This window comes from Micromonospora sp. NPDC049107, assembly GCF_040648595.1.
GTDB lineage: Bacteria > Actinomycetota > Actinomycetes > Mycobacteriales > Micromonosporaceae > Micromonospora.
Genome location: NZ_JBEZEC010000020.1, coordinates 21,285 through 44,603 on the forward strand (window position 1 = coordinate 21,285; position 23,319 = coordinate 44,603).

The window sequence follows — 23,319 nt, forward strand, 5'->3', positions numbered from 1 at the left end:
TTCGCGTCGCCGCCGAGCGGAGCGAGGTGGTGGCGTGAACGGGCCCTTCGCCTTCACTCTCGGCCTGGGCGACGACGCGCTGGTCGCCGCCCAGCGGCTGGCCGAGTGGGCGACCCGCGCGCCGGAGATGGAAGAGGACATCGCGCTCGCCAACATCGCCCTCGACCAGCTCGGCGCGGCCCGGCTGCTGCTGTCGTACGCGGGTGAGCTGGAAGCCGCGGGTCGGGACGAGGACGCGCTCGCGTACCTGCGCGACGACCGCGAGTTCCGCAACGTGCTCCTGGTCGAGCTGCCCAACGGCGACTTCGCGGTGACCATGGCGAAGCTGTTCTTCCTGGCGGCGTACCAGGTGCCGCTCTACACCGCGCTCGCCGGCTGCGCGGACGAGCGGTTGGCCGCGATCGGCGCGAAGGCGCGCAAGGAGTCCGCGTACCACCTGGACCACGGCGCGCTGTGGGTGAGGCGGCTCGGTGACGGCACCGAGGAGTCGCACCGCCGGATGCAGGAGGCCGTGGACCACGTCTGGCCGTACACCCATGAGCTTTTCGGGGCGGACCCGGCGGCGCCGGTCGATCCGGCGGGTCTGTGGCCGGCGTTCGACGAGGTCGTCGGTCCGGTGTTGGCCGAGGCGACGCTCACCCGTCCCGAGCGCGGCTGGGCGCCGACCGGCGGGCGGGCCGGTGTACACACCGAGCACCTGTCCTACCTGCTGGCCGAGATGCAGGTGCTGCACCGCGCCCACCCGGGGGCGCAGTGGTGAGCGCGGGAGCGACCGCACAGCGGAGTCGGACCGACGCGTGGACGGCGGCGGCGAGCGTGGTGGACCCGGAGATCCGGGTGATCACCATCGACGAGCTGGGGATCCTCCGCGAGGTCGAGCAGGACCGGATCACCGGTCGGGTCGTCGTCACCATCACCCCGACCTACACCGGCTGCCCCGCCATGGACGTGATCCGGGCCGACGTGCGCCGTGCCCTGGCGAAGGCCGGTTACCCGGACGTCGACGTGCGAACGGTCTACAGCCCACCGTGGAGCACCGACTGGATCTCCGACACCGGGCGGGCCAAGCTCGCGTCCGCCGGGATCGCCCCGCCCGCCCCGGCGTCCGCCCCGGGCGTGGTGGCGCTGACCCTCGCGGTCCGCTGCCCGCTCTGCGGCTCCCCGGAGACCGAGCAGGTCAGCCGGTTCGGCTCGACCGCCTGCAAGGCGTTGTGGCGCTGCCGCTCCTGCTCCGAACCCTTCGACCACCTGAAGGCGCTGTGACAGTCACCATCTCCCGGCCGGTCCGTCGTCGGCCGGCCTTCCACCCACTGTCGGTCGCGGCCGTCGACCGGCTCACCGACGACTCCGTGGCGGTCACCTTCGCCGTACCCGAGGAGTTGCGGGAGACCTTCGCCTTCCAGGCGGGGCAGCACCTGACGGTGCGGCGGGTGACCGACGACGGCGAGGACGTGCGCCGGTCGTACTCCATCTGCTCCACCCCCGACGACCTGGGCCGGCGCGGGCGGCTGCGGATCGGGGTGCGGGAGGTTCCCGGCGGCGCCTTCTCGGCCTTCGCGTGCGGCGCGCTGCGCGGCGGCGACACGGTCGAGGTGCTGCCCCCGCTGGGCGCCTTCACCACGGCGTTCGCGCCGGACCGGGTCCGCCACTACGGCGCGGTCGTCGCCGGCTCCGGCATCACGCCGGTGCTCGGGCTGGTCGCGACGGCCCTGGCCGTCGAGCCGGCCAGCACCTTCACCCTGGTGTACGGCAACCGCACGGCGAACACCGTGATGTTCGCCGAGGAGTTGGCCGACCTGAAGGACCGGTTCCCGTCCCGGCTGCACCTGGTGCACGTGCTGTCCCGGGAGCAGGGCGAGTCGCCGTTGCTGTCCGGACGGATCGACGCCGAACGGTTGGGGCGCCTGCTGGGCACCATTGTCCCGGGCGAGCTGATCGAGGAGTGGTTCCTCTGCGGGCCGTACGGCATGGTGGTCGACGCCCGGGAGGTGCTGGCCGCGCGGGGTCTGCCGGAGTCGGCCGTGCACACCGAGCTGTTCCACGTCGACGCGCCGCCCGAGCCGGTGGCGCGTCCCACCGAGCAGCCGGGCGTCGGGACGGACGTCACCATCGTCCTGGACGGCCGCTCGTCGAGTTTCACCATGGGCCGGGAGCAGCGGGTGCTGGACGCCGCGTTGAAGGTGCGCGGCGAACTGCCGTACGCCTGCAAGGGCGGTGTCTGCTCGACCTGCAAGGCGAAGGTCGTCGACGGGTCGGTCACGATGGCCCGCAACTACGCCCTGGAGCCGGACGAGGTGGCCGCCGGCTATGTGCTGACCTGCCAGTCCAGCCCGACCACCGACAAGCTCACGGTCGACTACGACGCATGACCGACGACCGGCAGTTCGTGCAACGGTTCGCCGAGGTGACCGGGGGCCAGCGTCCGACCGGTCTCGTGGAGGGGTGGGAGCAGGTCGTCGAGTTCTGCGAGGAGGGCTACGACGACATCCTCGACGAGTACTGGTTCGACCTGAGCATCCGGCACACCATCGACAGGGTGCTGACCGACGAACGGTTGTTCGGCTTTCCGCAGATGGGGTGGGTTCGGGAGCGGGTCGCGGCGGCGGATGAGCGGTTCCGGGCGGTGCTCTCCGAGCAGCGGATGCCGGCGCAGCGTGAAGAGCCGTGGTGGGAGGCGTACGTGCCGGCGTGGGCGGGCCCGGTGCTCGCCGCAGAGTTGCGGGACACCTACGACATACGCATCGAGGTACGCGAGAGCTGACCGGCTGTGGGACGTGCCGCACCTCGACGGGGCCTGGCGGTCGAGCCGGGTGAGGCGACGTAGGCTCGGGGTTGTGACGGTGAGCCGGGAGATCGACGACATCCTGCAGCGTGGCGCGGACGGCGGGCGGATCACGCCCGAGGAAGCACTGCTGCTCTACACCGAGGCGCCCTTCCACGCGTTGGGCGAGGCGGCGGACGCGGTGCGCCGGCGGCGCTATCCGGACAACGTCGTCACCTACCTGATCGATCGCAACATCAACTACACGAACGTCTGCGTGACGGCGTGCAAGTTCTGCGCGTTCTACCGCGCGCCGAAGCACGCCGAGGGGTGGACGCACCCGACCGAGGAGATCCTGCGTCGCTGTGGCGAGGCGGTCGAGCTGGGCGCGACCCAGGTGATGCTCCAGGGCGGGCACCACCCGGACTACGGCGTCGAGTACTACGAGGAGCTGTTCTCCTCGGTCAAGCAGGCGTACCCGCAGTTGGTCATCCACTCGATCGGGCCGAGCGAGATCCTGCACATGGCCAAGGTCTCCGGCGTCAGCCTGGACGAGGCCATCGCCCGCATCAAGGCCGCCGGCCTCGACTCGATCGCCGGCGCCGGCGCGGAGATGCTGCCCGAGCGCCCGCGCCGGGCCATCGCCCCGCTCAAGGAGTCGGGCGAGCGCTGGCTGGAGGTCATGGAGCTGGCCCACCGGCAGGGTGTCGAGTCGACCGCGACCATGATGATGGGCACCGGCGAGACGCACGCCGAGCGGATCGAGCACCTGCGGATGATCCGCGACGTGCAGGACCGTACGGGCGGGTTCCGGTCGTTCATCCCGTGGACGTACCAGCCGGAGAACAACCACCTCAAGGGTCGTACGCAGGCGACCACGCTCGAGTACCTGCGGCTGGTCGCGGTGGCCCGGCTCTTCTTCGAGACCGTGCCGCACCTGCAGGCGTCCTGGCTGACCACCGGCAAGGACGTCGGGCAGCTCGCCCTGCACATGGGCGTGGACGACCTCGGCTCGATCATGCTGGAGGAGAACGTGATCTCCTCCGCCGGCGCCCGGCACCGCTCCAACCTGCACGAGCTGATCGGCATGATCCGCTCTGCCGACCGGATCCCGGCGCAGCGCGACACCCTCTACAACCGGCTGGCGGTGCACCACACGCCGGCCGACGACCCGACCGACGAGCGGGTGGTCTCGCACTTCTCGTCGATCGCGCTGCCCGGCGGCGGCGCGGGCCGGTCGCTGCCGCTCGTCGAGGTCAACTGAGGTACGTCGCGGCCGGCCGTTCGGCTGACCGGGGATCCTGCTTCCGCTTGCGTCCACTCGGCGGTACGGGTCCTCCCGGTCGGCTCGCCGGCGCATAGCCCGGTGCGGGTCTGGTGGAGATGATCGTCGGCGGATAGCGTGCGGCCGTCTGCCTGAGGCGCGTCCTCCATCGGCCCATGAGGGTCGTTCACATAACGCACGGCGGTACGGGCGGGATGGGTGACCATCCCGCCCGATCCGTGTGCCGGGTCCAGGCCGGACGGTTGAAAACCCGCCGCCACGCTGGCGTGGGAGATCGACCTCCGATAACGTCCGCTCGTTCGGCGCAACCGATCCTATTTTCTTCCCTACCCCCGGGGGACTGATGACAGCGTTCCACCGCTCGGCCCTGGTTCGTGCCGGCGTCGTGGCCCTGCTCGCGGCCGGTGGCGTGGCCACCGTCGCCGCCCCGGCGCACGCCGCCGACCAGGCCGACCTGGCCCTGGTGCCGCTCAGCTACGAGCTGGCTCAGGGCGTCAAGGCGGCCAAGGCCAAGCCGTTCAAGTTCCAGGTCGACAACACCCGAAGCGCGGTCGACGCCAAGGACGTCCGGGTCACCGTGGAGACGAAGGGCCTGAAGAACCGCAAGGTCGGCGTCCTCGCGCCGGACGGCTGTGACCTCAAGGGCACGACCTTCACCTGCCTGCTCGGCGACCTGGCCGCCGGCACCACGGAGGACTTCGGTATTCCGATCTTCTCGACCGGCGGTCGCGGCGACGCCGGCACGCTGGTGGTCAGCATCAGCTCGGCCACCGCCGACCCGAACCCGCGGGACAACAAGGTGCGGCACGACATCACCGTCGCCAAGCCGGGTTACGACCTGACCACCTGGGTGCAGGACGTCTACGCCGACGTGACGGTGGACGGCGACGAGGCGGGCGAGTCCGGCCTCAAGCCGGTCAAGCGGGGCGACACCGCGCCGCTGGACTGGGCGGTCTACAACGACGGCAGCAAGAAGGCGACCGGCGTGGCGTACGGGATCACGCTGCCGGCCGGCGTCACCTTCGCCAAGCTGCCGGAGGGCTGCGTCGAGCAGCCGCTGGGCGGCTTCGCCAACGCCTACTGCGAGGACAGTGGCGTCGTGCTGAAGCCCGGGCAGTTCTACACGGCCGACGTCCGGGTGAAGGTCGGCGAGGACGTCACCGAGTCGGTGCTCCGGCCCGGGTTCGTCTGGGCCGCCGGTCTCGAGGCCACCCAGGGCAGCCCCGAGGAGGCGCCGCGGGACGCCTCCGGCGCGCAGCGCCGGGCGTTCACCGAGACCGACGAGGTGGACAACACCGCGCAGTTCGACGTGTTCGTCGACCTCAGCGCGCAGCCGACCCCGACGCCGACCGCGACCCCGACGCCGACCGCGACTCCGACTCCGGGCGGCACGACGACGCCGGGCACGAGCACGTCGCCGACCACCGGCGGCGGTGGCTCCGGTGGCGGCGGGTTGCCGGTCACCGGTGTGCAGGCCGGCCTGATCGGCGGCATCGGTGGTCTGATCCTGCTCGTCGGCGGGGCGCTGCTGGTGCTCTCCCGCCGCCGCAAGGTCGTCATGGTCGCTCCCGGCGACGAGACGTCGACCGACTGACCCGCAGGCGCGACGCGAGGGCGGGGTGGGCGACCACCCCGCCCTCGCGCATATCGGCGGCGCCGACCACCGTGGGGTACGCGGACCCAGCGGCCGAGGGCTCGCGCGGGGCTGGCAGAGTGGACGGGGTGAGCCGTACCCCGCAGGGCCAGCGCGCCAGTCTCGACAAGCAACCGCACGAGGTCGCCGCGATGTTCGACGGCGTGGCCGAGCGCTACGACCTGACCAACACCGTGCTCGCCTTCGGGCAGGACCGCTCCTGGCGGCGGGCCACCCGCGCGGCCCTGGGGCTGCGACCGGGTGAGCGGGTGCTGGACGTGGGAGCGGGCACCGGTGTGTCGACCCGCGAGCTGGCCCAGTCCGGGGCGTACGCGGTGGGGGCGGACCTGTCGCTGGGCATGCTCCAGGTCGGCAAGCGGGTGCGTCCCGAGGTGCCGTTGCTGGCCGGTGACGCGCTGCGGCTGCCGTTCGCCGACGCGAGCTTCGACGCGGTGACCATCTCCTTCGCCCTGCGGAACGTCAACGACACCGACGCGGCGCTGCGCGAGCTGGCCCGGGTCACCCGGCCGGGTGGTCGACTGGTGGTGTGCGAGTTCAGCACCCCGATCAACCCGGTCTTCCGGACGGTGTACCTGTCGTACCTGATGCGATCGCTGCCGGTGGTGGCCCGCGCGGTGTCGAGCAACCCCGACGCGTACGTCTATCTGGCCGAGTCGGTGCGGGCGTGGCCGGACCAGGCGGCGCTGGCCGGGCGGGTGGCCGCGGCGGGGTGGGGTCGGGTGGGATGGCGCAACCTGACCGGCGGTGTGGTCGCGCTGCACCGGGCTGTCCGCGCGTAGCCCGGCGACACGTCCGGACGTAGCCCGGCGAGACGTCCGCGCGTAGCACGCGAGATGCTTGCGCGTTTCAGGAATATCCGACTTTAGTCCACTTTGCGCCGTACGCTCGTCCGCATGACCGGAGCAGACCCGGCGAGCCCGGTGGCCGCCACCGACGACGACGCGGCCGAACTCATCACGCAGTTGCGCGCGCTGGCCGGCGCGGACCCGACGGACGTCCGGCAGGTGGTCGCCGAGGTGCTGGCCGCCCTGGACCGGGCGGCGGGCGGCGCGCTGCGGGAGCATCTGCCGGAGACGATCCGGGTCGACGCCGGCCTGGACGCGCCCAGCCCGGCCTGACAGTCGGCTGCTGTGGACGGTCGTCGGCTGTCACATCGGCGAGTTAGGTACCCCTGATCCTGCGCAGGTATGACGCCGGTCATACACTCGTCCCGTCTGGCTTGTGAAGCATTTCACGAGCGTGCGGGAGGAGGCGCGAATGACCGCGGTGGAACACGACGCCGATGTCATCGTCGTTGGCGCCGGTCCCGGTGGATCGGCGACTGCGTACCACCTGGCCCGGCACGGCGTACGGGTTCTGGTGTTGGAGAAGACCGAGTTCCCCCGGGAGAAGGTCTGCGGCGACGGGTTGACCCCGCGCGCGGTGCGCCAGCTCATCCGGATGGGCGTGGACACCTCGCCCGAGGCCGGCTGGCTGCACAACAAGGGCCTGCGGGTGATCGGCGGCGGCGTACGCCTGGAGCTGGACTGGCCGGAGCTGGCGAGCTTCCCGAACTACGGGCTGGTCCGTACCCGGCTGGACTTCGACGACCTGCTCGCCCAGCGGGCGGTCGCGGCCGGCGCCAAACTGCGGACCAACGTCAACGTGCTGGGCCCGGTGCTCGACGGCGACGGTCGGGTGACCGGCGTCGAGGCCGAGGTCGGCCCCGGCAAGGAACCCACCACCTTCCACGCCCCGCTGGTCGTGGCCGCCGACGGTGTCTCCGGCCGGTTCCCGCTCGCGCTCGGGCTCGCCAAGCGGGAGGACCGGCCGATCGGCGTGGCCGTCCGCCGCTACTACCACTCGCCGGCCAAGCACGACGACGACTACCTGGAGTCGTGGCTGGAGCTGCGCAGCAAGGACAGCGGCGACAACCTGCTGCCCGGGTACGGCTGGATCTTCGGGCTCGGCGACGGGCGGGTCAACGTCGGCCTCGGCGTGCTCAACTCGTCGTCCGCGTTCGGCAAGACCAACTACCGCCGGCTGCTCACCGACTGGCTGGCCAACACCCCCGCCGAGTGGGGGATGACCGACGAGACCAACGCGGACGGCCCGATCCTCGGCGCCGCCCTGCCGATGGGCTTCAACCGGGTGCCGCACTACACCCGTGGCGTCCTGCTGGTCGGCGACTCCGGCGGCATGGTCAACCCGTTCAACGGCGAGGGCATCGCGTACGCGATGGAGTCCGGCGAACTGGCCGCCGAGGTGGCGGTGCAGGCGCTCGCGCGTCCGGCCGGGCCGGAGCGGGAACGGGCGCTCCTGGCGTACCCGAACGAGCTGAAGGCCCGCCTCGGCGGTTACTACCGCCTCGGTGGCATCTTCGTGAAACTGATCGGCCGTCCGGAGATCATGCGGATCGCCACCAAACACGGCATGCCCCATCCGACGCTGATGCGTTTCGTCCTCAAGTTGCTGGCCAACCTGACCGACCCCCGGGGTGGGGACGCGATGGACCGGGTCATCAATGCGATGACGAAGGCGGCGCCAGCCGTCTAGTTGGGACGGCATCGGTGCTGGTCACAGCCTCGGAGCCGACAAAGATCGACCCCCGCCGGCAGCCACCGCGAGGGACGTGAATAGTGTGATTTTCGTCAAGCACTGACGGCAGGGAAGGACGAGCAGGAGAAAACGATGTCGCTCTCGCCTTACGCACCGATCATCGGGCTGTTCGCCCTCGCCGCGGCGTTCTCGCTGTTCTCCGTCGGCGCCGCCCGCTTCGCCGGTCCCCGTCGCTACAACAAGGCCAAACTCGAGGCGTACGAGTGCGGCATCGAGCCCAGCCCGCAGCCGGTCGGCGGCGGGCGGTTCCCGATCAAGTTCTACCTGACGGCGATGCTCTTCATCGTCTTCGACATCGAGATCATCTTCCTCTACCCCTGGGCGGTCTCGTTCGACGCTCTGCCGATCTTCGGCTTCGTGGAGATGGTCCTGTTCATCGTCGCGGTCTTCGTCGCGTACGCCTACGTGTGGCGGCGCGGCGGCCTGGACTGGGACTGAGGAAGGAACGTCAGATGGGCATCGAGGAGAAGCTTCCCGCCGGCGTCCTGCTCACCTCGGTGGAGAAGCTGGTCAACTGGTCTCGGAAGTCGTCCGTGTGGGGCGCCACCTTCGGCCTGGCCTGCTGCGCCATCGAGATGATGGCCGCCGGTGGTCCGCACTACGACATGGGCCGCTGGGGCATGGAGGTCTTCCGGGCCTCGCCCCGACAGGCCGACCTCATGATCGTGGCCGGCCGGGTGAGCCAGAAGATGGCGCCGGTGCTGCGCCAGATCTACGACCAGATGGCCGAGCCCCGCTGGGTGCTCTCGATGGGCGTCTGCGCCAGCAGCGGCGGCATGTTCAACAACTACGCCATCGTGCAGGGCGTCGACCACGTCGTACCCGTCGACATGTACCTGCCCGGCTGCCCGCCCCGGCCGGAGATGCTCATCGACGCGATCCTCAAGCTCCGCGAGAAGATCATGTACGAGCCGCTGGGCCCGAACGGTCGCAAGATGCTGGCGGCCCGCCAGGAGCGCGGCGACGTCCCGGTCGTGCCGTACGGCTCGATGCCGTCCTCCTACCGCAACGACAAGGCCCGGCGTGCCGAGTGGACCCAGGCGGTCCGCGAGGGGCGCGAGGAGCAGTTGCGGATCGAGAACTGGATGAACGCCCAGAACCATCTCCACCCGCAGGCAGGCCCGAAATGACGTCTCCCACGGACAAGACCAACGACGGCGGGGTGCCGGTGCCGGTAACGCCGCCCGGCGCCAGCGCGACCGCCCCGGCCGAGTACCCGCCGGCCAGCCCGGCCGGCCGCGGGATGTTCGGCAACCAGGGCACCGGTGACGTGTCCGGCTACGGCGGCCTGGTCCGCCCGCGCCAGCCGATCGAGGAGGCCGCCCGGCCGTACGGCGGGTACTTCGACGAGGTCCGCGACGCGCTGGAGGAGGCGTACCCGGCCTTCGGCGACGCCATCGAAAAGGTGGTCGTCGACCGGGGCGAACTGACCCTGCACATCCGCCCCGAGCGGATCGCCGAGGTCTGCCAGGTACTGCGTGACGACCTCGCGCTGCGGTTCGAGCTGTGCTCCTCGGTGTCCGGGGTGGACTACCTCGGCGCCGACGAGCGCCGGCTGCACGTGGTCTACCTGCTCACCTCGATGACCTACCGGCGTCGGATCCGGCTGGAGGCCGCCGTCTCCGCCGAGTCTCCGCACCTGCCCAGCGTCACCGCCGTCTACCCGACGGCCGACTGGCAGGAGCGGGAGGCGTACGACATGTTCGGCATCGTCTTCGACGGCCACCCCAACCTGACCCGGATTCTCATGCCGGACGACTGGGAGGGCCACCCGCAGCGCAAGGACTACCCGCTCGGTGGCGTGCCCGTCGAGTACAAGGGCGCCGAGATTCCGCCGCCGGACCGGAGGAGGTCCTACCAGTGACCACGTCGAACTACGCGACCGAACGCGAGACCACCGAGGGCCGGGTCTTCACCGTCACGGGTGGGGACTGGGACACGGTCGTGTCGGGCACCGACCCGATCAACGACGAGCGCATCGTGGTCAACATGGGGCCGCAGCACCCGTCCACCCACGGGGTGCTCCGTCTGATCCTCGAACTGGAGGGCGAGACGGTCCGCGAGGCCCGCTCGGTCGTCGGCTACCTGCACACGGGCATCGAGAAGAACCTCGAGTACCGCAACTGGGTCCAGGGCTCGACGTTCGTGACCCGGATGGACTACCTCTCCCCGATCTTCAACGAGACGGCGTACGCCCTCGCGGTGGAGAAGCTCCTCGGCATCACCGACGACGTCACCGAGCGCGCCACCACCATCCGCGTGCTGATGATGGAGCTCAACCGGATCTCGTCGCACCTGGTCTGGCTGGCCACCACCGGCATGGAGCTGGGCGCCATCTCGATCATGCTGTACGGCTTCCGCGAGCGGGAGTACATCCTCGACATCTTCGAGACCATCACCGGCCTGCGGATGAACCACGCGTACGTCCGGCCGGGCGGTGTGGCGCAGGACGTGCCGGACGACGCGATCCGCAAGATCCGCGACTTCCTCAAGATGATGCCAAAGAAGCTCAAGGAGTACGAGGACCTGCTCTCCGGTCAGCCCATCTGGACCGAGCGGACCAAGGGCGTCGCGGTGCTGGACGTCACCGGCTGCGTGGCGCTCGGCATCACCGGTCCGGTGCTGCGCTCGGCCGGGCTCGCCTGGGACCTGCGCAAGACCATGCCGTACTGCGGTTACGAGACGTACGAGTTCGACGTGCCGACCCACCCCGACGGCGACGTGTGGGGCCGCTACCAGGTCCGGCTCGCCGAGATCCGTGAGTCGATGAAGCTGGTCGAGCAGGCGCTGGACCGGCTGCGCCCGGGCCCGGTGATGGTCGCCGACCGCAAGATCGCGTGGCCCGCGCAGCTCGCCATCGGCGTGGACGGCATGGGCAACTCGCTGGAGCACGTCGCGAAGATCATGGGTCAGTCGATGGAGTCGCTGATCCACCACTTCAAGCTGGTCACCGAGGGCTTCCGGGTCCCACCCGGCCAGGTGTACGTCGGCATCGAGTCGCCGCGCGGCGAGCTGGGCGTGCACGCCGTCTCCGACGGTGGCACCCGGCCCTACCGGGTGCACTACCGGGAGCCGAGCTTCGTCAACCTCCAGGCCCTCCCGGCGATGGCCGAGGGTGGCCTGATCGCCGACGTGATCGCCGGCGGCGCCTCGCTGGATCCCGTGATGGGTGGTTGTGACCGATGACGACGACGTTCACTGACGAGACGCGGGAGCGGGCACGCGAGATCATCGCCCGCTACCCGGCGGACCGGTCCCGCTCGGCCCTGCTGCCGCTGCTACACCTGGTCCAGTCCGAGGAGGGGTACGTCTCCCCGGCCGGGGTGACGTTCTGCGCCGAGGTGCTGGGGCTGAACAAGGCCCAGGTCGGGGCCGTGGCCACCTTCTACACCATGTACAAGCGCAAGCCCACCGGCGACTTCCTGGTCAGCGTCTGCACCAACACGATGTGCAACGTGCTGGGTGGCCAGGAGGTCTACGACACCCTCGCGGAGCACCTGGGTGTCGGGCACGACGAGACGACCGCCGACGGGACCATCACGCTGGAGCACGCCGAGTGCCTGGCGGCCTGTGACTACGGCCCGGTGATGACGGTCAACTACGACTTCTTCGACGGCGTGGACCCGTCCACGGCGGTCGGTGTGGTCGACGAGCTGCGCGCGGGCGGCCGGCCCATGCCGACGCGCGGCGCGCGGCTGTGCACGCTCAAGGAGATGGCGGTGCAGCTCGCCGGTTTCGCCGACGAGCGCGAGGGCGCGGTCGCCGACGGCGGTCCGGGTGAGCCGACCCTGCGGGGTCTGCGGTTGGCGCAGGAGCACGGCGTCTCGGTGCCGGGCTTCGACCCGAACACCCCGATCCGCAGCAAGGCCGAGGCCGACAAGGCAGCCGCCGAGGCGAAGGCGAAGGCGGAGGCCGCCAAGCCGGCACCCGTCGAGGCCAGCACCGCGCCGGTCAAGGGCGGCGACGGAGCGGCCACCCCGGCTGCGGCCCCCGCCACCCCGGTCACCAGCGGCGACGGCGCGGCCACCCCCACGGGTACGGCCGGCACCGCCGAGCGGGTCGAGCCGGCGGCGGCCACCGGCAGCACCGCACCGGACGTGAAGGCGCCGGACGACAAGTCGCCGCAGGTGCGTACCGCCGAGACCCGGCAGCCCGACGCGGAGACGGCCGTGCCGGACGCGCCCGGCACGAAGGTGCCGGCGGAGACCTCGCCGCCGGGACCGCGCGACGCGCAGGCGGCCCAGGCCGCCGGCGCGGCGGCCAACGCCCCGGCCGGCGACGGTAAGCCCGCCGGTGACTCGACCGGCGCGCAGGAGCGCAACCTCACCGAAGCGTCGGCGGACGCGGATGGCACGGACCCCGCCGCCGCGAGCGAAACGGGGGCCCACAAGTGACCACTCCCCGCCCGGAGACGCTGGCCAAGCTGACGCCGGTGCTGACCAAGCGCTGGCTGTCACCGGACGCCTGGCGGATCGGCACCTACGAGCAGCTCGACGGCTACGCCGCGCTGCGCAAGGCCCTCAAGGCCCACCCGGATGACCTGATCCAGCTGATCAAGGACTCCGGGCTGCGCGGTCGTGGCGGTGCCGGCTTCCCCACCGGTCTCAAGTGGGGCTTCATCCCGCAGGGGGACGGCAAGCCGCACTACCTGGTGGTCAACGCCGACGAGGGCGAGCCGGGCACCTGCAAGGACCTCCCGCTGATGACCCACGATCCGCACGCGCTGGTCGAAGGCGTGATCATCGCGTCGTACGCGATCCGGGCCAGCCGCGCCTACATCTACATCCGGGGCGAGGCCGTGCACGCCGCCCGGCGGCTGCGCAACGCCGTCCAGGAGGCGTACGACAAGGGCTACCTGGGTCGCAACATCCTGCGCAGCGGCTTCGACCTGGAGCTGGTCGTGCACTCCGGCGCCGGGGCGTACATCTGTGGCGAGGAGACGGCGCTGCTCGACTCGCTGGAGGGGTTCCGGGGGCAGCCCCGGCTGCGCCCGCCGTTCCCGGCCACCCACGGCCTGTACGCCAGCCCGACGGTGGTGAACAACGTCGGCACCATCGCCAGCGTCCCGCCGATCGTGCTCGGCGGGGCCGACTGGTGGAAGTCCATGGGCACCGAGAAGTCCTCCGGACCGATGATCTACTCGCTCTCCGGCCGGATCGCCAACCCGGGCCAGTACGAGTGCTCGATGGGTGTCACGCTGCGGGAGCTGCTGGAACTTGCCGGCGGCATGCAGCCCGGTCACAACCTGCGGTTCTGGACCCCGGGTGGATCGTCGACCCCGCTGCTCGCCGCCGAGCACCTGGACGTGCCGCTGGACTTCGAGGGCGTGGCGGCGGCCGGCTCGATCCTGGGCACCACGGCCACGCAAATCTTCTCCGACCAGGACTGCCCGGTCTACGCGACGTACCGGTGGCTGGAGTTCTACCACCACGAGTCGTGTGGCAAGTGCACCCCGTGCCGGGAGGGCAACTACTGGATGGTCCGGGTCTACCGGCGGATCCTCTCCGGCCAGGGCACCCACGAGGACCTGGACACCCTCCTGGACACCTGCGACAACATCCTCGGCCGCTCGTTCTGCGGCCTGGGTGACGGTGCGACCAGCTCGGTGACCTCGTCGCTGAAGTACTTCAAGCAGGACTACCTCGACTACATCGAGGGTCGTAAAGCTCCCATGCTGTCGGAGAAGACCCTGGTAGGGGCGCACTGATGAGCGCGAGGAACGAGCTTGCGAGTCCCGCAGTCGCGAATGAAGGGCGACTCTGATGACCGACGTAGCCAAGCAGACCGAGACCGTCACCCTCACCATCGACGGCGTCGAGGTCACCGCCCCCAAGGGGGCGCTGCTGATCCGGGTCGCCGAGCAGATGGGCACCGAGATCCCCCGGTTCTGCGACCACCCGCTGCTGGCCCCGGCCGGCGCGTGCCGGCAGTGCCTGGTCGAGGTGGAGGGGCAACGCAAGCCGGTCGCCTCCTGCACCCAGACCGTCGCCGACGGCATGGTCGTCCGGACCCAGCTCACCTCCCCGGTCGCCCAGAAGGCGCAGGAGGGGGTGATGGAGCTGCTGCTGCTCAACCACCCGCTGGACTGCCCGATGTGTGACAAGGGCGGCGAGTGCCCCCTGCAGAACCAGGCGATGTCCACCGGCCGCACCGACTCGCGCTTCCACGAGCACAAGCGCGAGTACGAGAAGCCGATGGCGATCAGCAGCCAGGTGCTGCTGGACCGCGAGCGCTGCGTGCTCTGCCAGCGCTGCACCCGGTTCTCCGAGGAGATCGCCGGCGACAAGTTCATCGACCTGATGGGCCGGTCGTCCGCCGAGGAAATCAACATCTACCGGGACGACGCGTACGGCGAGCAGGGCGACGACGGTGACGTGCCGTTCAACTCCTACTTCTCCGGCAACACCGTGCAGATCTGCCCGGTGGGGGCGCTGACCGGCGCGCAGTACCGGTTCCGGGCCCGTCCGTTCGACCTGGTGTCCAGCCCGAGCGTCTGCGAGCACTGCTCGGCCGGCTGCGGGCAGCGCACCGACTGGCGGCGCGGCAAGGTGCTGCGCCGGCTCGCCGGTGACGAGCCGGCCGTGAACGAGGAGTGGAACTGCGACAAGGGTCGGTGGGGTTTCCAGTACACCCGGGCCGCCGACCGCCTGACCAACCCGCTGGTCCGCGACGAGCACACCGGTGAGCTGCGGGAGGCGTCCTGGAGTGAGGCGCTGACCCGGGCCGCCGAAGGGCTGCACGCGGCCCGCGAGGGCGGCCAGGGCACGGCGGTGCTCACCGGCGGTCGGCTGACCGTCGAGGACGCCTACGCGTACGCGAAGTTCGCCCGGGTCGCGCTGAACACCAACGACATCGACTTCCGGGCCCGGCCGGTCTCCCGCGAGGAGGCCGACTTCCTGGCCAGCTCGGTCGCCGGGGTCACCGACGTCACCTACACCGACGTGGAGAACGCGCCGGCCGTGGTGCTGGTGGGCCTGGAGCCGGAGGAGGAGTGCCCGATCCTCTTCCTGCGGCTGCGCAAGGCGTACCTGAAGAAGACCCTGACGGTGTACGCGCTGGCGCCGTTCGCCACCCGCGGCCTGGAGAAGCTCGGCGCCAAGCTGGCCCGGGTCGTGCCGGGCGAGGAGGCGAGCGTGCTCGCCGAGCACGCCACGGTCACCGAGGCGCTGAGCGCGCCGGGCGCGATCCTCATCGTGGGTGAGCGGCTGGCCGGTGTGCCGGGCGGGCTCTCCGCCGCGGCGGACGTGGCCCGGCGTACCGGTGCGAAGCTGGCCTGGGTGCCGCGGCGCGCGGGTGACCGCGGCGCGGTCGACGCGGGCTGCCTGCCCAACCTGCTCCCCGGGGGCCGGCTGGTCACCGAGCCGGCCGCGCGGGCCGAACTGGGCGAGGCGTGGGACATTCCGGCCGGGGTGATCCCCAGCCAGGCCGGTCGGGACACCGACGGCATCCTGGCGGCGGCGGCCAACGGACAGCTCGGCGCGCTGCTGGTCGGCGGCGTCGACCCGGCCGACCTGGCCGACCCGCGGCTGGCCGAGGCCGCGCTGGACGCGGTGCCGTTCCTGGTCAGCCTGGAACTGCGCGCCAGCGCGGTGACCCGGCGGGCCGACGTGGTGCTGCCGGTCGCCCCGGTGGTCGAGAAGGCCGGCAGCTTCCTCGACTGGGAGGGCCGGCTGCGTCCGTTCGAGGCGGTGCTGAACACCGCCGCGATGACCGACGGGCGGGTGCTCGACGCGCTGGCCGCGCTCCTCGACGTAAGCCTCGGCACCGCCGACGTGCCGAGTGTCCGCCGCGAGCTGGGCTCGCTGCCGGCCACGCGCATGTCCCGGCCGTCCGCGCCGTCGGTGTCGCCGGGCACCGTGCCGCACCCGGCCGCCGGGGAGGCCGTGCTGGCGACCTGGCACCAGCTCGTCGACAACGGCACCCTGACCGAGGGCGACGAGAACCTCGCCGGCACCGCCCGCCCGCCGGTGGTCCGGCTGGGCAAGGGCACCGCCGAGGCGCTCGGTGTCGCCGACGGTGACGCGGTCACGGTCGGCACCGACCGGGGCGCGCTGACCCTGCCGGCGGAGATCACCGAGATGCCGGACGGCGTGGTCTGGCTGCCCACGAACTCACCCGGTTCGACCGTGCGACGCAGCCTCGGGGCGACGTCCGGCACGGTCGTCCGGATCTCCGTTCCCGCATCGGGTACGGCCATCCCGGCCGGGCGCGTGGCGGCCGACGAGACCATCCTCAGTTCTGGGGGTAACCAGTGAACTCGATCGTCCTGGCTCAGGACCCGACGCTTGCCGACTTCGGTCGGGATCCGTGGTGGCTGGTTCTCGGCAAGATTGTCTTCGCCTTCGCGTTCGGTCTGCTGGCCACCCTGCTCGGTGTCTGGTTCGAACGGCGCGTGGTCGGTTACATGCAGGTGCGGCCCGGCCCGAACCAGGTCGGCCCGCTCGGCCTGTTGCAGACCCTCGCCGACGGCCTGAAGATGGCCTTCAAGGAGGACATCCTCCCGAAGGCGGCCGACAAGGTCGTCTACTTCTTCGCACCGACGATCTCGGTGATCTGCGCGGTCACCGCGCTGGCGGTGGTGCCGTTCGGCCCGATGGTGAGCATCTTCGGCCACCACACGCCGTTGCAGGTCACCGACGTGCCGGTGGCCGTGCTCCTGCTGCTGGCCTGCTCCTCGATGGGCGTCTACGGCATCGTGCTGGGCGGCTGGGCCTCCGGCTCGACGTACCCGCTGCTCGGTGGTCTCCGGTCGAGCGCCCAGATGATCTCGTACGAGGTCGCGATGGGCCTGAGCATCGTGGCGGTCTTCATGACCGCCGGCACGATGAGTACCAGCGGGATCGTCGCCGCACAGGGTGACGCCACCCGGCTGACCATCTTCGGCACCGAGATCCCGGCCCCGGGCTGGTACGCGATCCTGCTGCTGCCCAGCTTCGTCATCTTCTTCATCGCCACGGTGGGTGAGACCAACCGGGCGCCGTTCGACCTACCCGAGGCCGAGTCCGAGCTGGTCGCCGGCTTCATGACCGAGTACAGCTCGCTGAAGTTCGCGCTCTTCATGCTCAGCGAGTACGTCGCGATGGTGACCATGTCCGCGGTCACCACCACGCTGTTCCTCGGCGGCTGGCGGGCGCCCTGGCCGATCACGCTGTGGGAGGGCGCCAACTCCGGTTGGTGGCCGATGCTCTGGTTCTTCGGCAAGGTGATCGCGCTGGTCTTCGTCTTCGTGTGGCTGCGCGGCACGCTGCCCCGACTGCGCTACGACCAGTTCATGCGCTTCGGCTGGAAGGTTCTGCTGCCGATCAACCTGGTCTGGATCCTGGTCCTGTCGGGCCTGCGCTCGATCGAGGACTGGGACACCCGCGGCAAGGTCATCGCCGTGAGTATCCCGGCCGGCATCCTGCTGCTCGCCACGCTCTTCTGGCCGAGCCGGAAGCCGCAGCCGAAGCCGACCACGCAGGAGCAGGTCGACAGCCGGCCGTACGGGAGCTTCCCGCTGCCGCCGATGGATCTACAGGTACCACCGAGCCCGCGTATCACGCGCGTGGTCGCCGAGCGGGAGCCGGCCAACATCGTCGCCGGCTCGGACTCCAGGGAGGTGTGACGTGGGCGCGATCACCGGAACGTTCAAGGGATTCGGTGTCACCTTCTCGCACATGTTCAGGAAGGTCGTCACCACCGACTATCCGTTCAAGCCGCCGGTTTCGGCGCCGCGCTACCACGGGCGGCACATCCTCAACCGGCACCCGGACGGCCTGGAGAAGTGCATCGGCTGCGAGCTGTGCGCCTGGGCCTGCCCGGCGGACGCGATCTACGTCGAGGGCGGCGACAACACCGACGAGCAGCGCTTCTCGCCGGGTGAGCGGTACGCCAGCACCTACCAGATCAACTACGCGCGGTGCATCTTCTGCGGACTCTGCATCGAGGCCTGCCCGACCCGTTCGCTGACCATGAGCAACGAGTACGAGCTGGCCCGGGACAACCGACAGGACCTGATCTTCACCAAGGAGCAGTTGCTCGCCCCGCTGTTGGAGGGCATGGAGCAGCCGCCGCACCCGATGCGGCTGGGTGACAGCGAGAAGGACTACTACGTCGGCGCGCTGGACAACCCGGGCACCTCCGCCGGTGCCGAGACGTCACCGATGGGCCCTGGCCGCCACCAGGTCGAGGAGCACCCCGGCGTGACGTTCCCGGGCGCCGAGCAGGCCGCCCAGCGTGCGGCGGTCGGCAAGGGAGAGAACGCATGACCACGTCTACGGTGCTCGCCGCGGCGGGCGGGGTGTCCGGCGGCGAGCAGGTCACCTTCTGGATCCTCGCGCCGCTCGCGCTGATCGGCGCGATCGGGATGGTGGCGGCCCGCAACGCGGTGCACTCGGCGCTCTGGCTGGTGCTGACCATGCTCTGCCTGGGCGTGTTCTACGTGCTCCAGGCCGGGCCGTTCATCGGCATGGTGCAGATCATCGTCTACACCGGCGCGATCATGATGCTCTTCCTGTTCGTGCTGATGCTCGTCGGTCGGGACGCGTCCGACTCGCTGATCGAGACCCTGCGCGGTCAGCGGGTCGCCGCGATCGTGCTGGGGCTGGGCTTCGCCGGCCTCGTCGGCGGCGCCCTCTACCGGGCCGTCGAGGGCTCCACCGCCGTCGGCCTGGACGAGGCCAACGCGGAGGGGAACGTGCAGGGCATCGCCCGCCTGCTGTTCACGAAGTACGTCTTCGCGTTCGAGCTGACCTCGGCGCTGCTGATCACCGCGGCGGTCGGCGCCATGGTGCTCGCGCACGTCGAGCGGCGCAAGCAGGACAAGATGGACCAGCCGGCGACCATGCGGGCCCGCTTCGCGCCGGGCAACTACCCGGGCCCCAAGCCGGGCCCCGGCGTCTTCGCGACCTCCTCCTCGGTGGCCACCCCGGCGCGACTGCCGGACGGCCGGCTCACCGAGCGGAGCACGCCGGACATCCTGCCGGTGCGTGAGCTGACCGCGCAGGAGACCACTCTGAAGGGGACCGACCGGTGACTCCTGACTATTACCTGGTGCTGGCCGCGGTGCTGTTCACCATCGGCGCCGCCGGGGTGCTCGTCCGGCGCAACGCGCTCGTGCTGTTCATGTGTGTCGAGCTGATGCTCAACGCGGCCAACCTGACGCTGGTCACCTTCAGCCGGATCAACGGTGACCTCAACGGCCAGATCATGGCGTTCTTCGTGATGGTGGTGGCCGCCGCCGAGGTCGTGGTCGGCCTCGCGATCATCATGGCCATCTTCCGGACGCGACGCTCGGCGAGCGTCGACGACGCCAACCTGCTGAAGTACTAAAGGGGTCCACCGGTGGAAGAGACTGTGGAATACGCCCAGGCCACGGGGCTGCTCGGGGGCGTCTGGCTGCTGGTGGCGATCCCGCTGGTCAGCGCGGCCATCCTGCTGCTGCTCGGCCGGCGGGCCGACCGCTGGGGGCACTGGTTGGGCGTCGCGGCCATCGGCGCCGCGTTCGTGCTCGGGCTGGCGTCCTTCTTCCAGCTACGAGGCCTGGAGAACAAGTCGGTCGAGCTGAGCCTGTGGGACTTCATCGCGGTCGGTGACCTGCGGGTCGACTTCGGCCTGCTGTTCGATCCGCTGGCCGCCGTCTTCGTGCTCCTCATCACCGGCGTCGGCTTCCTGATCCACCTGTACGCCGTGGAGTACATGGCGCACGACGCGGGTCGCCGCCGGTTCTTCGCGTACTTCAACCTGTTCGTCGCCGCCATGCTGCTGCTGGTGCTCGGCAACAACTACGTGATGCTCTACTTCGGCTGGGAGGGCGTCGGTCTGGCGTCGTACCTGCTGATCTCCTTCTGGTACGGGCGGCCGAGCGCCGCCACGGCCGGCAAGAAGGCGTTCCTGATGAACCGGGTCGGTGACACCGGCCTCGCCATCGGCATCTTCATCATGTTCGCGACCCTGGGCACCACCCAGTACGACGAGGTCTTCAACGGCGTCGGCTCACTGACCGGCACCACCGTGCTGGTCCTCGGCCTGTTGCTGCTGCTCGGCGCGGCCGGTAAGTCCGGCCAGTTCCCGTTGCAGGCGTGGCTGCCGGACGCGATGGAGGGCCCCACCCCGGTGTCGGCGCTCATTCACGCCGCCACCATGGTCACCGCCGGTGTCTACCTGATCGCCCGCTCCAACCCGATCTTCTCCGCGAACTCGACGCTCCAGCTCGTGGTGGTCAGCGTCGGCGCGCTCACCCTGCTGATGGGCTGCATCATCGGCGCGGCCAAGGACGACATCAAGCGGGTGCTCGCCTGGTCGACGGTGAGCCAGATCGGCTACATGTTCCTCGGCGTCGGTCTCGGCGGCGGGGCGTACGCGCTGGCCATCGTGCACCTGCTGGCGCACGGCTTCTTCAAGGCCAACATGTTCCTGGGCGCCGGCTCGGTCATGCACGGCATGAAGGACCAGGTGGACATCCGCCGCTTCGGTGGGCTGTCGACGTACATGAAGGTCACCTGGTTGACGTTCATGATGGGCTGGCTGGCCATCATCGGCATGTTCCCGTTCTCCGGCTTCTTCTCCAAGGAGCCGATCATCGTGGCCGCCTTCGAGCGGGAGGACTGGACCGCCTGGCTCTACGGCGGTGCCGCGCTGCTCGGTGCGGGCCTGACCGCGTTCTACATGACGCGGCTGTTCGTGCTCACGTTCCACGGTCCGAAGCGGTGGACCGAGGACATCGAGCACCCGCACGAGTCGCCGAAGCTGATGACCATTCCGCTGATCCTGCTGGCGATCGGCTCGGTCGGCGCCGGCTTCCTGCTCTCCACCTCCGTGCCGGACTGGCTGACGTCCACCGCCGGTCTGGGCGGCGAGCACGCGGAGCACGAGCCGGTCCTCTCGCACCTCGTGATCACCACGCTGTCGCTGCTGGTCACCGTGCTCGGCGCCGGCCTGGCCTGGTTCCTGTTCCGGGCCGGCACGGCCACCGCGCCGCAGCCGGCCGGGATCCTGGTCACCGCCGCCCGACGCAACCTCTACACCGACGCCGTCAACGAGGCGGTCTTCGAGAAGCCGGGCATCTTCCTCACCCGGGCGCTGGTCTTCCTCGACAACCGGGGCATCGACGGTCTCGTCAACGGGCTCGCCGCCGCCGTCGGCGGGGGTTCGGGTCGACTCCGGCGGATGCAGACCGGCTTCGTCCGCTCGTACGCCACCTCGATCCTGGCCGGCGCGCTGCTGGTGATGGCGGCGTTCCTCGCGGTGCAGGCGGGGTGGTTGGCATGACCGACCCGAAGACGCCCGCCCCCGCCGGCGGACCACGCATCCACCACGGAGGTAAGGCCGCATAATGTCCAACTTCCCGTTCCTCTCGGTGCTCACCGTGGCGCCACTGGTGGGCGCTCTGGTGGTGGCCTTCCTGCCGCGCCACCGGCCCGAGCTGGCCAAGCAGGTGGCGTTCGCCTGGTCGCTGCTGGTACTGGTGCTCTCGGTGGTGATGTGGGTCAGCTTCAACGCCGGCGGTGACCGGTTCCAGTTCCGGGAGTCGTACACCTGGATCCCGAACTGGGGCGTCAACTTCACCTTCGCCGCCGACGGCATCGCGCTGGTGATGCTGATGCTGATCGCGGTCCTGGTGCCGCTGGTGATCCTGGCGTCCTGGCACGACGCCGAGTCGTCGAAGCGGTCCATCCCGGTCTACTTCGCGCTGCTGCTGATCCTCGAGAGCACGATGATCGGCGTCTTCGCGGCCGCCGACGTTTTCCTGTTCTACGTGTTCTTCGAGGTCATGCTCGTGCCGATGTACTTCCTGATCGGCAGCTACGGCGGCCACCAGCGGCAGTACGCGGCGGTGAAGTTCTTCCTCTACTCGCTGGTCGGCGGTCTGTTCATGCTGGCCGCGGTGATCGGCCTGTGGGTGGTCGGTGGCAAGACGTTCGACTGGCAGGCGCTCTCGCAGGTCGACATCAGCACCGGCACCGAGCGGTGGCTGTTCCTCGGCTTCTTCCTCGCGTTCGCCATCAAGGCCCCGTTCTTCCCGTTCCACACCTGGCTGCCGGACGCCGGTGGCGCCGCCCCGGCGGGTGCCGCCGCGTTGCTGGTCGGTGTGCTGGACAAGGTCGGCACGTTCGGCATCCTGCGCTACTGCCTGCCACTGTTTCCCGAGGCGTCGAAGTGGTTCGCGCCCTGGGCGCTGGCGTTGGGCGTGATCGGCATCATCTACGCGGCGCTGCTGGCGGTCGGTCAGAACGACCTCAAGCGGCTGGTGTCGTACACCTCGATCGCGCACTTCGGGTTCATCGGGGTGGGCATCTTCGCGTTCACCACCCAGGCCGGCACCGGCGCGGTGCTCTACATGCTCAACCACGGCCTGGCCACCGGCCTGCTCTTCCTCGTGGTGGGCATGCTCGTCGCCCGGCGTGGCTCGGCGCTGATCAGTGACTTCGGTGGTGCCGGCAAGCTGGTCCCGGTGCTCGCCGGTGTGCTGTTCTTCGCCGGTCTGGCCTCGCTCGCCCTGCCGGGGACCGCGCCGTTCATCTCCGAGTTCCTGGTGCTGATCGGCACGTTCACGGTGAACAAGCCGGTGGCGGTCATCGCCACGGTCGGCATCATCCTGGCGGCGGCGTACGTGCTGTGGATGGTGCAACGCACCACGCAGGGCACGCTCAACCCGGCGCTGACCGAGGTCGACGGTATGCGCCGGGACCTCAGCCTGCGGGAGAAGGTCGTGGTCGCCCCGCTGATCGCGCTGATCGTGCTGCTCGGCTTCTACCCGAAGCCGGTCACCGACGTGATCAACCCGGCCGTCCAGGCGACCATGGACGACATCGGCAGGACCGACCCCGCCCCATCGGTGGGCGGCACTCTCCAGGAGGCAGGCCGGTGAGCGCGAGGAGTGCAGCGGAGCGGAGCCCCGCAGTCGCGAACGAAAGGTCGGCATCGGTGAGCGCGAGGAGTGCAGCGCAGCGGAGCCCCGCAGTCGCGAACGAAAGGTCGGCATCGGTGAGCGCGAGGAGTGCAGCGCAGCGGAGCCCCGCAGTCGCGAACGAAAGGTCGGCA

22 protein-coding genes are annotated in these 23,319 nt (G+C 70.4%); all 22 read left to right on the forward strand.

Features of this window, described 5'->3' with window-relative positions:
* The first annotated feature begins 34 nt into the window (after positions 1 to 34).
* Complete coding sequence (gene paaC, locus AB0B55_RS32095; RefSeq protein WP_357123489.1) at positions 35 to 760, forward strand: 1,2-phenylacetyl-CoA epoxidase subunit PaaC; 726 nt, start codon at positions 35 to 37, stop codon at positions 758 to 760.
* Complete coding sequence (gene paaD / locus AB0B55_RS32100) at positions 757 to 1,263, forward strand: 1,2-phenylacetyl-CoA epoxidase subunit PaaD (RefSeq protein WP_357123493.1); 507 nt, start codon at positions 757 to 759, stop codon at positions 1,261 to 1,263. Before paaC ends, paaD begins: the two co-directional genes overlap by 4 nt.
* A complete protein-coding gene (paaE, locus tag AB0B55_RS32105) occupies positions 1,260 to 2,369 on the forward strand; it encodes a 1,2-phenylacetyl-CoA epoxidase subunit PaaE (protein ID WP_357123496.1) in 1,110 nt (369 codons plus the stop codon). The genes paaD and paaE overlap by 4 nt, the downstream gene beginning before the upstream one ends.
* Entirely contained in the window at positions 2,366 to 2,761 is a 396-nt protein-coding gene (locus tag AB0B55_RS32110; RefSeq protein WP_357175875.1) for a hypothetical protein, read from the forward strand. Before paaE ends, AB0B55_RS32110 begins: the two co-directional genes overlap by 4 nt.
* Before the next feature lie 73 nt (positions 2,762 to 2,834).
* Positions 2,835 to 4,025 (forward strand): cyclic dehypoxanthinyl futalosine synthase, encoded by a 1,191-nt coding sequence (gene mqnC, locus AB0B55_RS32115; protein WP_357123502.1) that lies wholly within the window; start codon positions 2,835 to 2,837, stop codon positions 4,023 to 4,025.
* Positions 4,026 to 4,389: 364 nt separating this feature from the next.
* Positions 4,390 to 5,640: an LPXTG cell wall anchor domain-containing protein gene (locus AB0B55_RS32120; RefSeq protein WP_357123505.1), complete on the forward strand. Its 1,251-nt coding sequence runs from the start codon at positions 4,390 to 4,392 to the stop codon at positions 5,638 to 5,640.
* A 128-nt stretch (positions 5,641 to 5,768) separates the two neighbouring features.
* A complete protein-coding gene (locus AB0B55_RS32125; RefSeq protein ID WP_357123508.1) occupies positions 5,769 to 6,479 on the forward strand; it encodes a demethylmenaquinone methyltransferase in 711 nt (236 codons plus the stop codon).
* A 114-nt stretch (positions 6,480 to 6,593) separates the two neighbouring features.
* A complete protein-coding gene (locus AB0B55_RS32130) occupies positions 6,594 to 6,818 on the forward strand; it encodes a hypothetical protein (RefSeq protein ID WP_357123511.1) in 225 nt (74 codons plus the stop codon).
* 139 nt (positions 6,819 to 6,957) lie between these two features.
* Entirely contained in the window at positions 6,958 to 8,235 is a 1,278-nt protein-coding gene (locus tag AB0B55_RS32135; RefSeq protein ID WP_357175878.1) for a geranylgeranyl reductase family protein, read from the forward strand.
* A 135-nt stretch (positions 8,236 to 8,370) separates the two neighbouring features.
* The gene (locus tag AB0B55_RS32140) at positions 8,371 to 8,736 is read left to right on the forward strand and encodes an NADH-quinone oxidoreductase subunit A (RefSeq protein WP_007454588.1); all 366 of its coding nucleotides are present in this window, start codon (positions 8,371 to 8,373) and stop codon (positions 8,734 to 8,736) included.
* Positions 8,737 to 8,750: 14 nt separating this feature from the next.
* Entirely contained in the window at positions 8,751 to 9,428 is a 678-nt protein-coding gene (locus AB0B55_RS32145; RefSeq protein ID WP_007454590.1) for an NADH-quinone oxidoreductase subunit B, read from the forward strand.
* A complete protein-coding gene (locus tag AB0B55_RS32150; RefSeq protein WP_357175881.1) occupies positions 9,425 to 10,162 on the forward strand; it encodes an NADH-quinone oxidoreductase subunit C in 738 nt (245 codons plus the stop codon). The genes AB0B55_RS32145 and AB0B55_RS32150 overlap by 4 nt, the downstream gene beginning before the upstream one ends.
* Positions 10,159 to 11,484, forward strand: a complete 1,326-nt coding sequence (locus tag AB0B55_RS32155) for an NADH-quinone oxidoreductase subunit D (RefSeq protein WP_357175883.1) — start codon at positions 10,159 to 10,161, stop codon at positions 11,482 to 11,484. Before AB0B55_RS32150 ends, AB0B55_RS32155 begins: the two co-directional genes overlap by 4 nt.
* Positions 11,481 to 12,692 carry an NADH-quinone oxidoreductase subunit NuoE gene (gene nuoE, locus AB0B55_RS32160; protein WP_357175886.1) on the forward strand — a complete coding sequence of 404 codons (1,212 nt, stop codon included), beginning with the start codon at positions 11,481 to 11,483 and terminating at the stop codon, positions 12,690 to 12,692. Before AB0B55_RS32155 ends, nuoE begins: the two co-directional genes overlap by 4 nt.
* Entirely contained in the window at positions 12,689 to 14,005 is a 1,317-nt protein-coding gene (gene nuoF / locus AB0B55_RS32165; RefSeq protein WP_357175888.1) for an NADH-quinone oxidoreductase subunit NuoF, read from the forward strand. Before nuoE ends, nuoF begins: the two co-directional genes overlap by 4 nt.
* 55 nt (positions 14,006 to 14,060) lie before the next feature.
* Positions 14,061 to 16,553 (forward strand): NADH-quinone oxidoreductase subunit G, encoded by a 2,493-nt coding sequence (locus AB0B55_RS32170; protein WP_357123529.1) that lies wholly within the window; start codon positions 14,061 to 14,063, stop codon positions 16,551 to 16,553.
* Positions 16,550 to 17,902, forward strand: coding sequence for an NADH-quinone oxidoreductase subunit NuoH (nuoH, locus tag AB0B55_RS32175; RefSeq protein WP_357175891.1), 1,353 nt, complete (start codon positions 16,550 to 16,552; stop codon positions 17,900 to 17,902). Before AB0B55_RS32170 ends, nuoH begins: the two co-directional genes overlap by 4 nt.
* A gap of 1 nt (position 17,903) precedes the next feature.
* Entirely contained in the window at positions 17,904 to 18,545 is a 642-nt protein-coding gene (gene nuoI, locus AB0B55_RS32180) for an NADH-quinone oxidoreductase subunit NuoI (RefSeq protein WP_357175894.1), read from the forward strand.
* Positions 18,542 to 19,312, forward strand: coding sequence for an NADH-quinone oxidoreductase subunit J (locus AB0B55_RS32185; RefSeq protein ID WP_357123536.1), 771 nt, complete (start codon positions 18,542 to 18,544; stop codon positions 19,310 to 19,312). The genes nuoI and AB0B55_RS32185 overlap by 4 nt, the downstream gene beginning before the upstream one ends.
* Complete coding sequence (nuoK, locus tag AB0B55_RS32190; RefSeq protein ID WP_355048264.1) at positions 19,309 to 19,608, forward strand: NADH-quinone oxidoreductase subunit NuoK; 300 nt, start codon at positions 19,309 to 19,311, stop codon at positions 19,606 to 19,608. Before AB0B55_RS32185 ends, nuoK begins: the two co-directional genes overlap by 4 nt.
* Positions 19,609 to 19,620: 12 nt before the next feature.
* Positions 19,621 to 21,546, forward strand: a complete 1,926-nt coding sequence (gene nuoL, locus AB0B55_RS32195) for an NADH-quinone oxidoreductase subunit L (RefSeq protein WP_357175896.1) — start codon at positions 19,621 to 19,623, stop codon at positions 21,544 to 21,546.
* Between the two features lie 64 nt (positions 21,547 to 21,610).
* Complete coding sequence (locus tag AB0B55_RS32200; RefSeq protein WP_357123544.1) at positions 21,611 to 23,146, forward strand: NADH-quinone oxidoreductase subunit M; 1,536 nt, start codon at positions 21,611 to 21,613, stop codon at positions 23,144 to 23,146.
* Positions 23,147 to 23,319: the final 173 nt, after the last annotated feature.

Bases quoted from the DNA above. Each gene is read 5' to 3' on its own strand.
- AB0B55_RS32110 (WP_357175875.1), top strand. From the start codon at position 2,366: ATGACCGACGACCGGCAGTTCGTGCAACGGTTCGCCGAGGTGACCGGG.
- AB0B55_RS32120 (WP_357123505.1), top strand. From the start codon at position 4,390: ATGACAGCGTTCCACCGCTCGGCCCTGGTTCGTGCCGGCGTCGTGGCC.
- AB0B55_RS32130 (WP_357123511.1), top strand. From the start codon at position 6,594: ATGACCGGAGCAGACCCGGCGAGCCCGGTGGCCGCCACCGACGACGAC.
- AB0B55_RS32135 (WP_357175878.1), top strand. From the start codon at position 6,958: ATGACCGCGGTGGAACACGACGCCGATGTCATCGTCGTTGGCGCCGGT.
- AB0B55_RS32140 (WP_007454588.1), top strand. From the start codon at position 8,371: ATGTCGCTCTCGCCTTACGCACCGATCATCGGGCTGTTCGCCCTCGCC.
- AB0B55_RS32145 (WP_007454590.1), top strand. From the start codon at position 8,751: ATGGGCATCGAGGAGAAGCTTCCCGCCGGCGTCCTGCTCACCTCGGTG.
- AB0B55_RS32150 (WP_357175881.1), top strand. From the start codon at position 9,425: ATGACGTCTCCCACGGACAAGACCAACGACGGCGGGGTGCCGGTGCCG.
- nuoE (WP_357175886.1), top strand. From the start codon at position 11,481: ATGACGACGACGTTCACTGACGAGACGCGGGAGCGGGCACGCGAGATC.
- AB0B55_RS32170 (WP_357123529.1), top strand. From the start codon at position 14,061: ATGACCGACGTAGCCAAGCAGACCGAGACCGTCACCCTCACCATCGAC.
- AB0B55_RS32185 (WP_357123536.1), top strand. From the start codon at position 18,542: ATGACCACGTCTACGGTGCTCGCCGCGGCGGGCGGGGTGTCCGGCGGC.
- AB0B55_RS32200 (WP_357123544.1), top strand. From the start codon at position 21,611: ATGTCCAACTTCCCGTTCCTCTCGGTGCTCACCGTGGCGCCACTGGTG.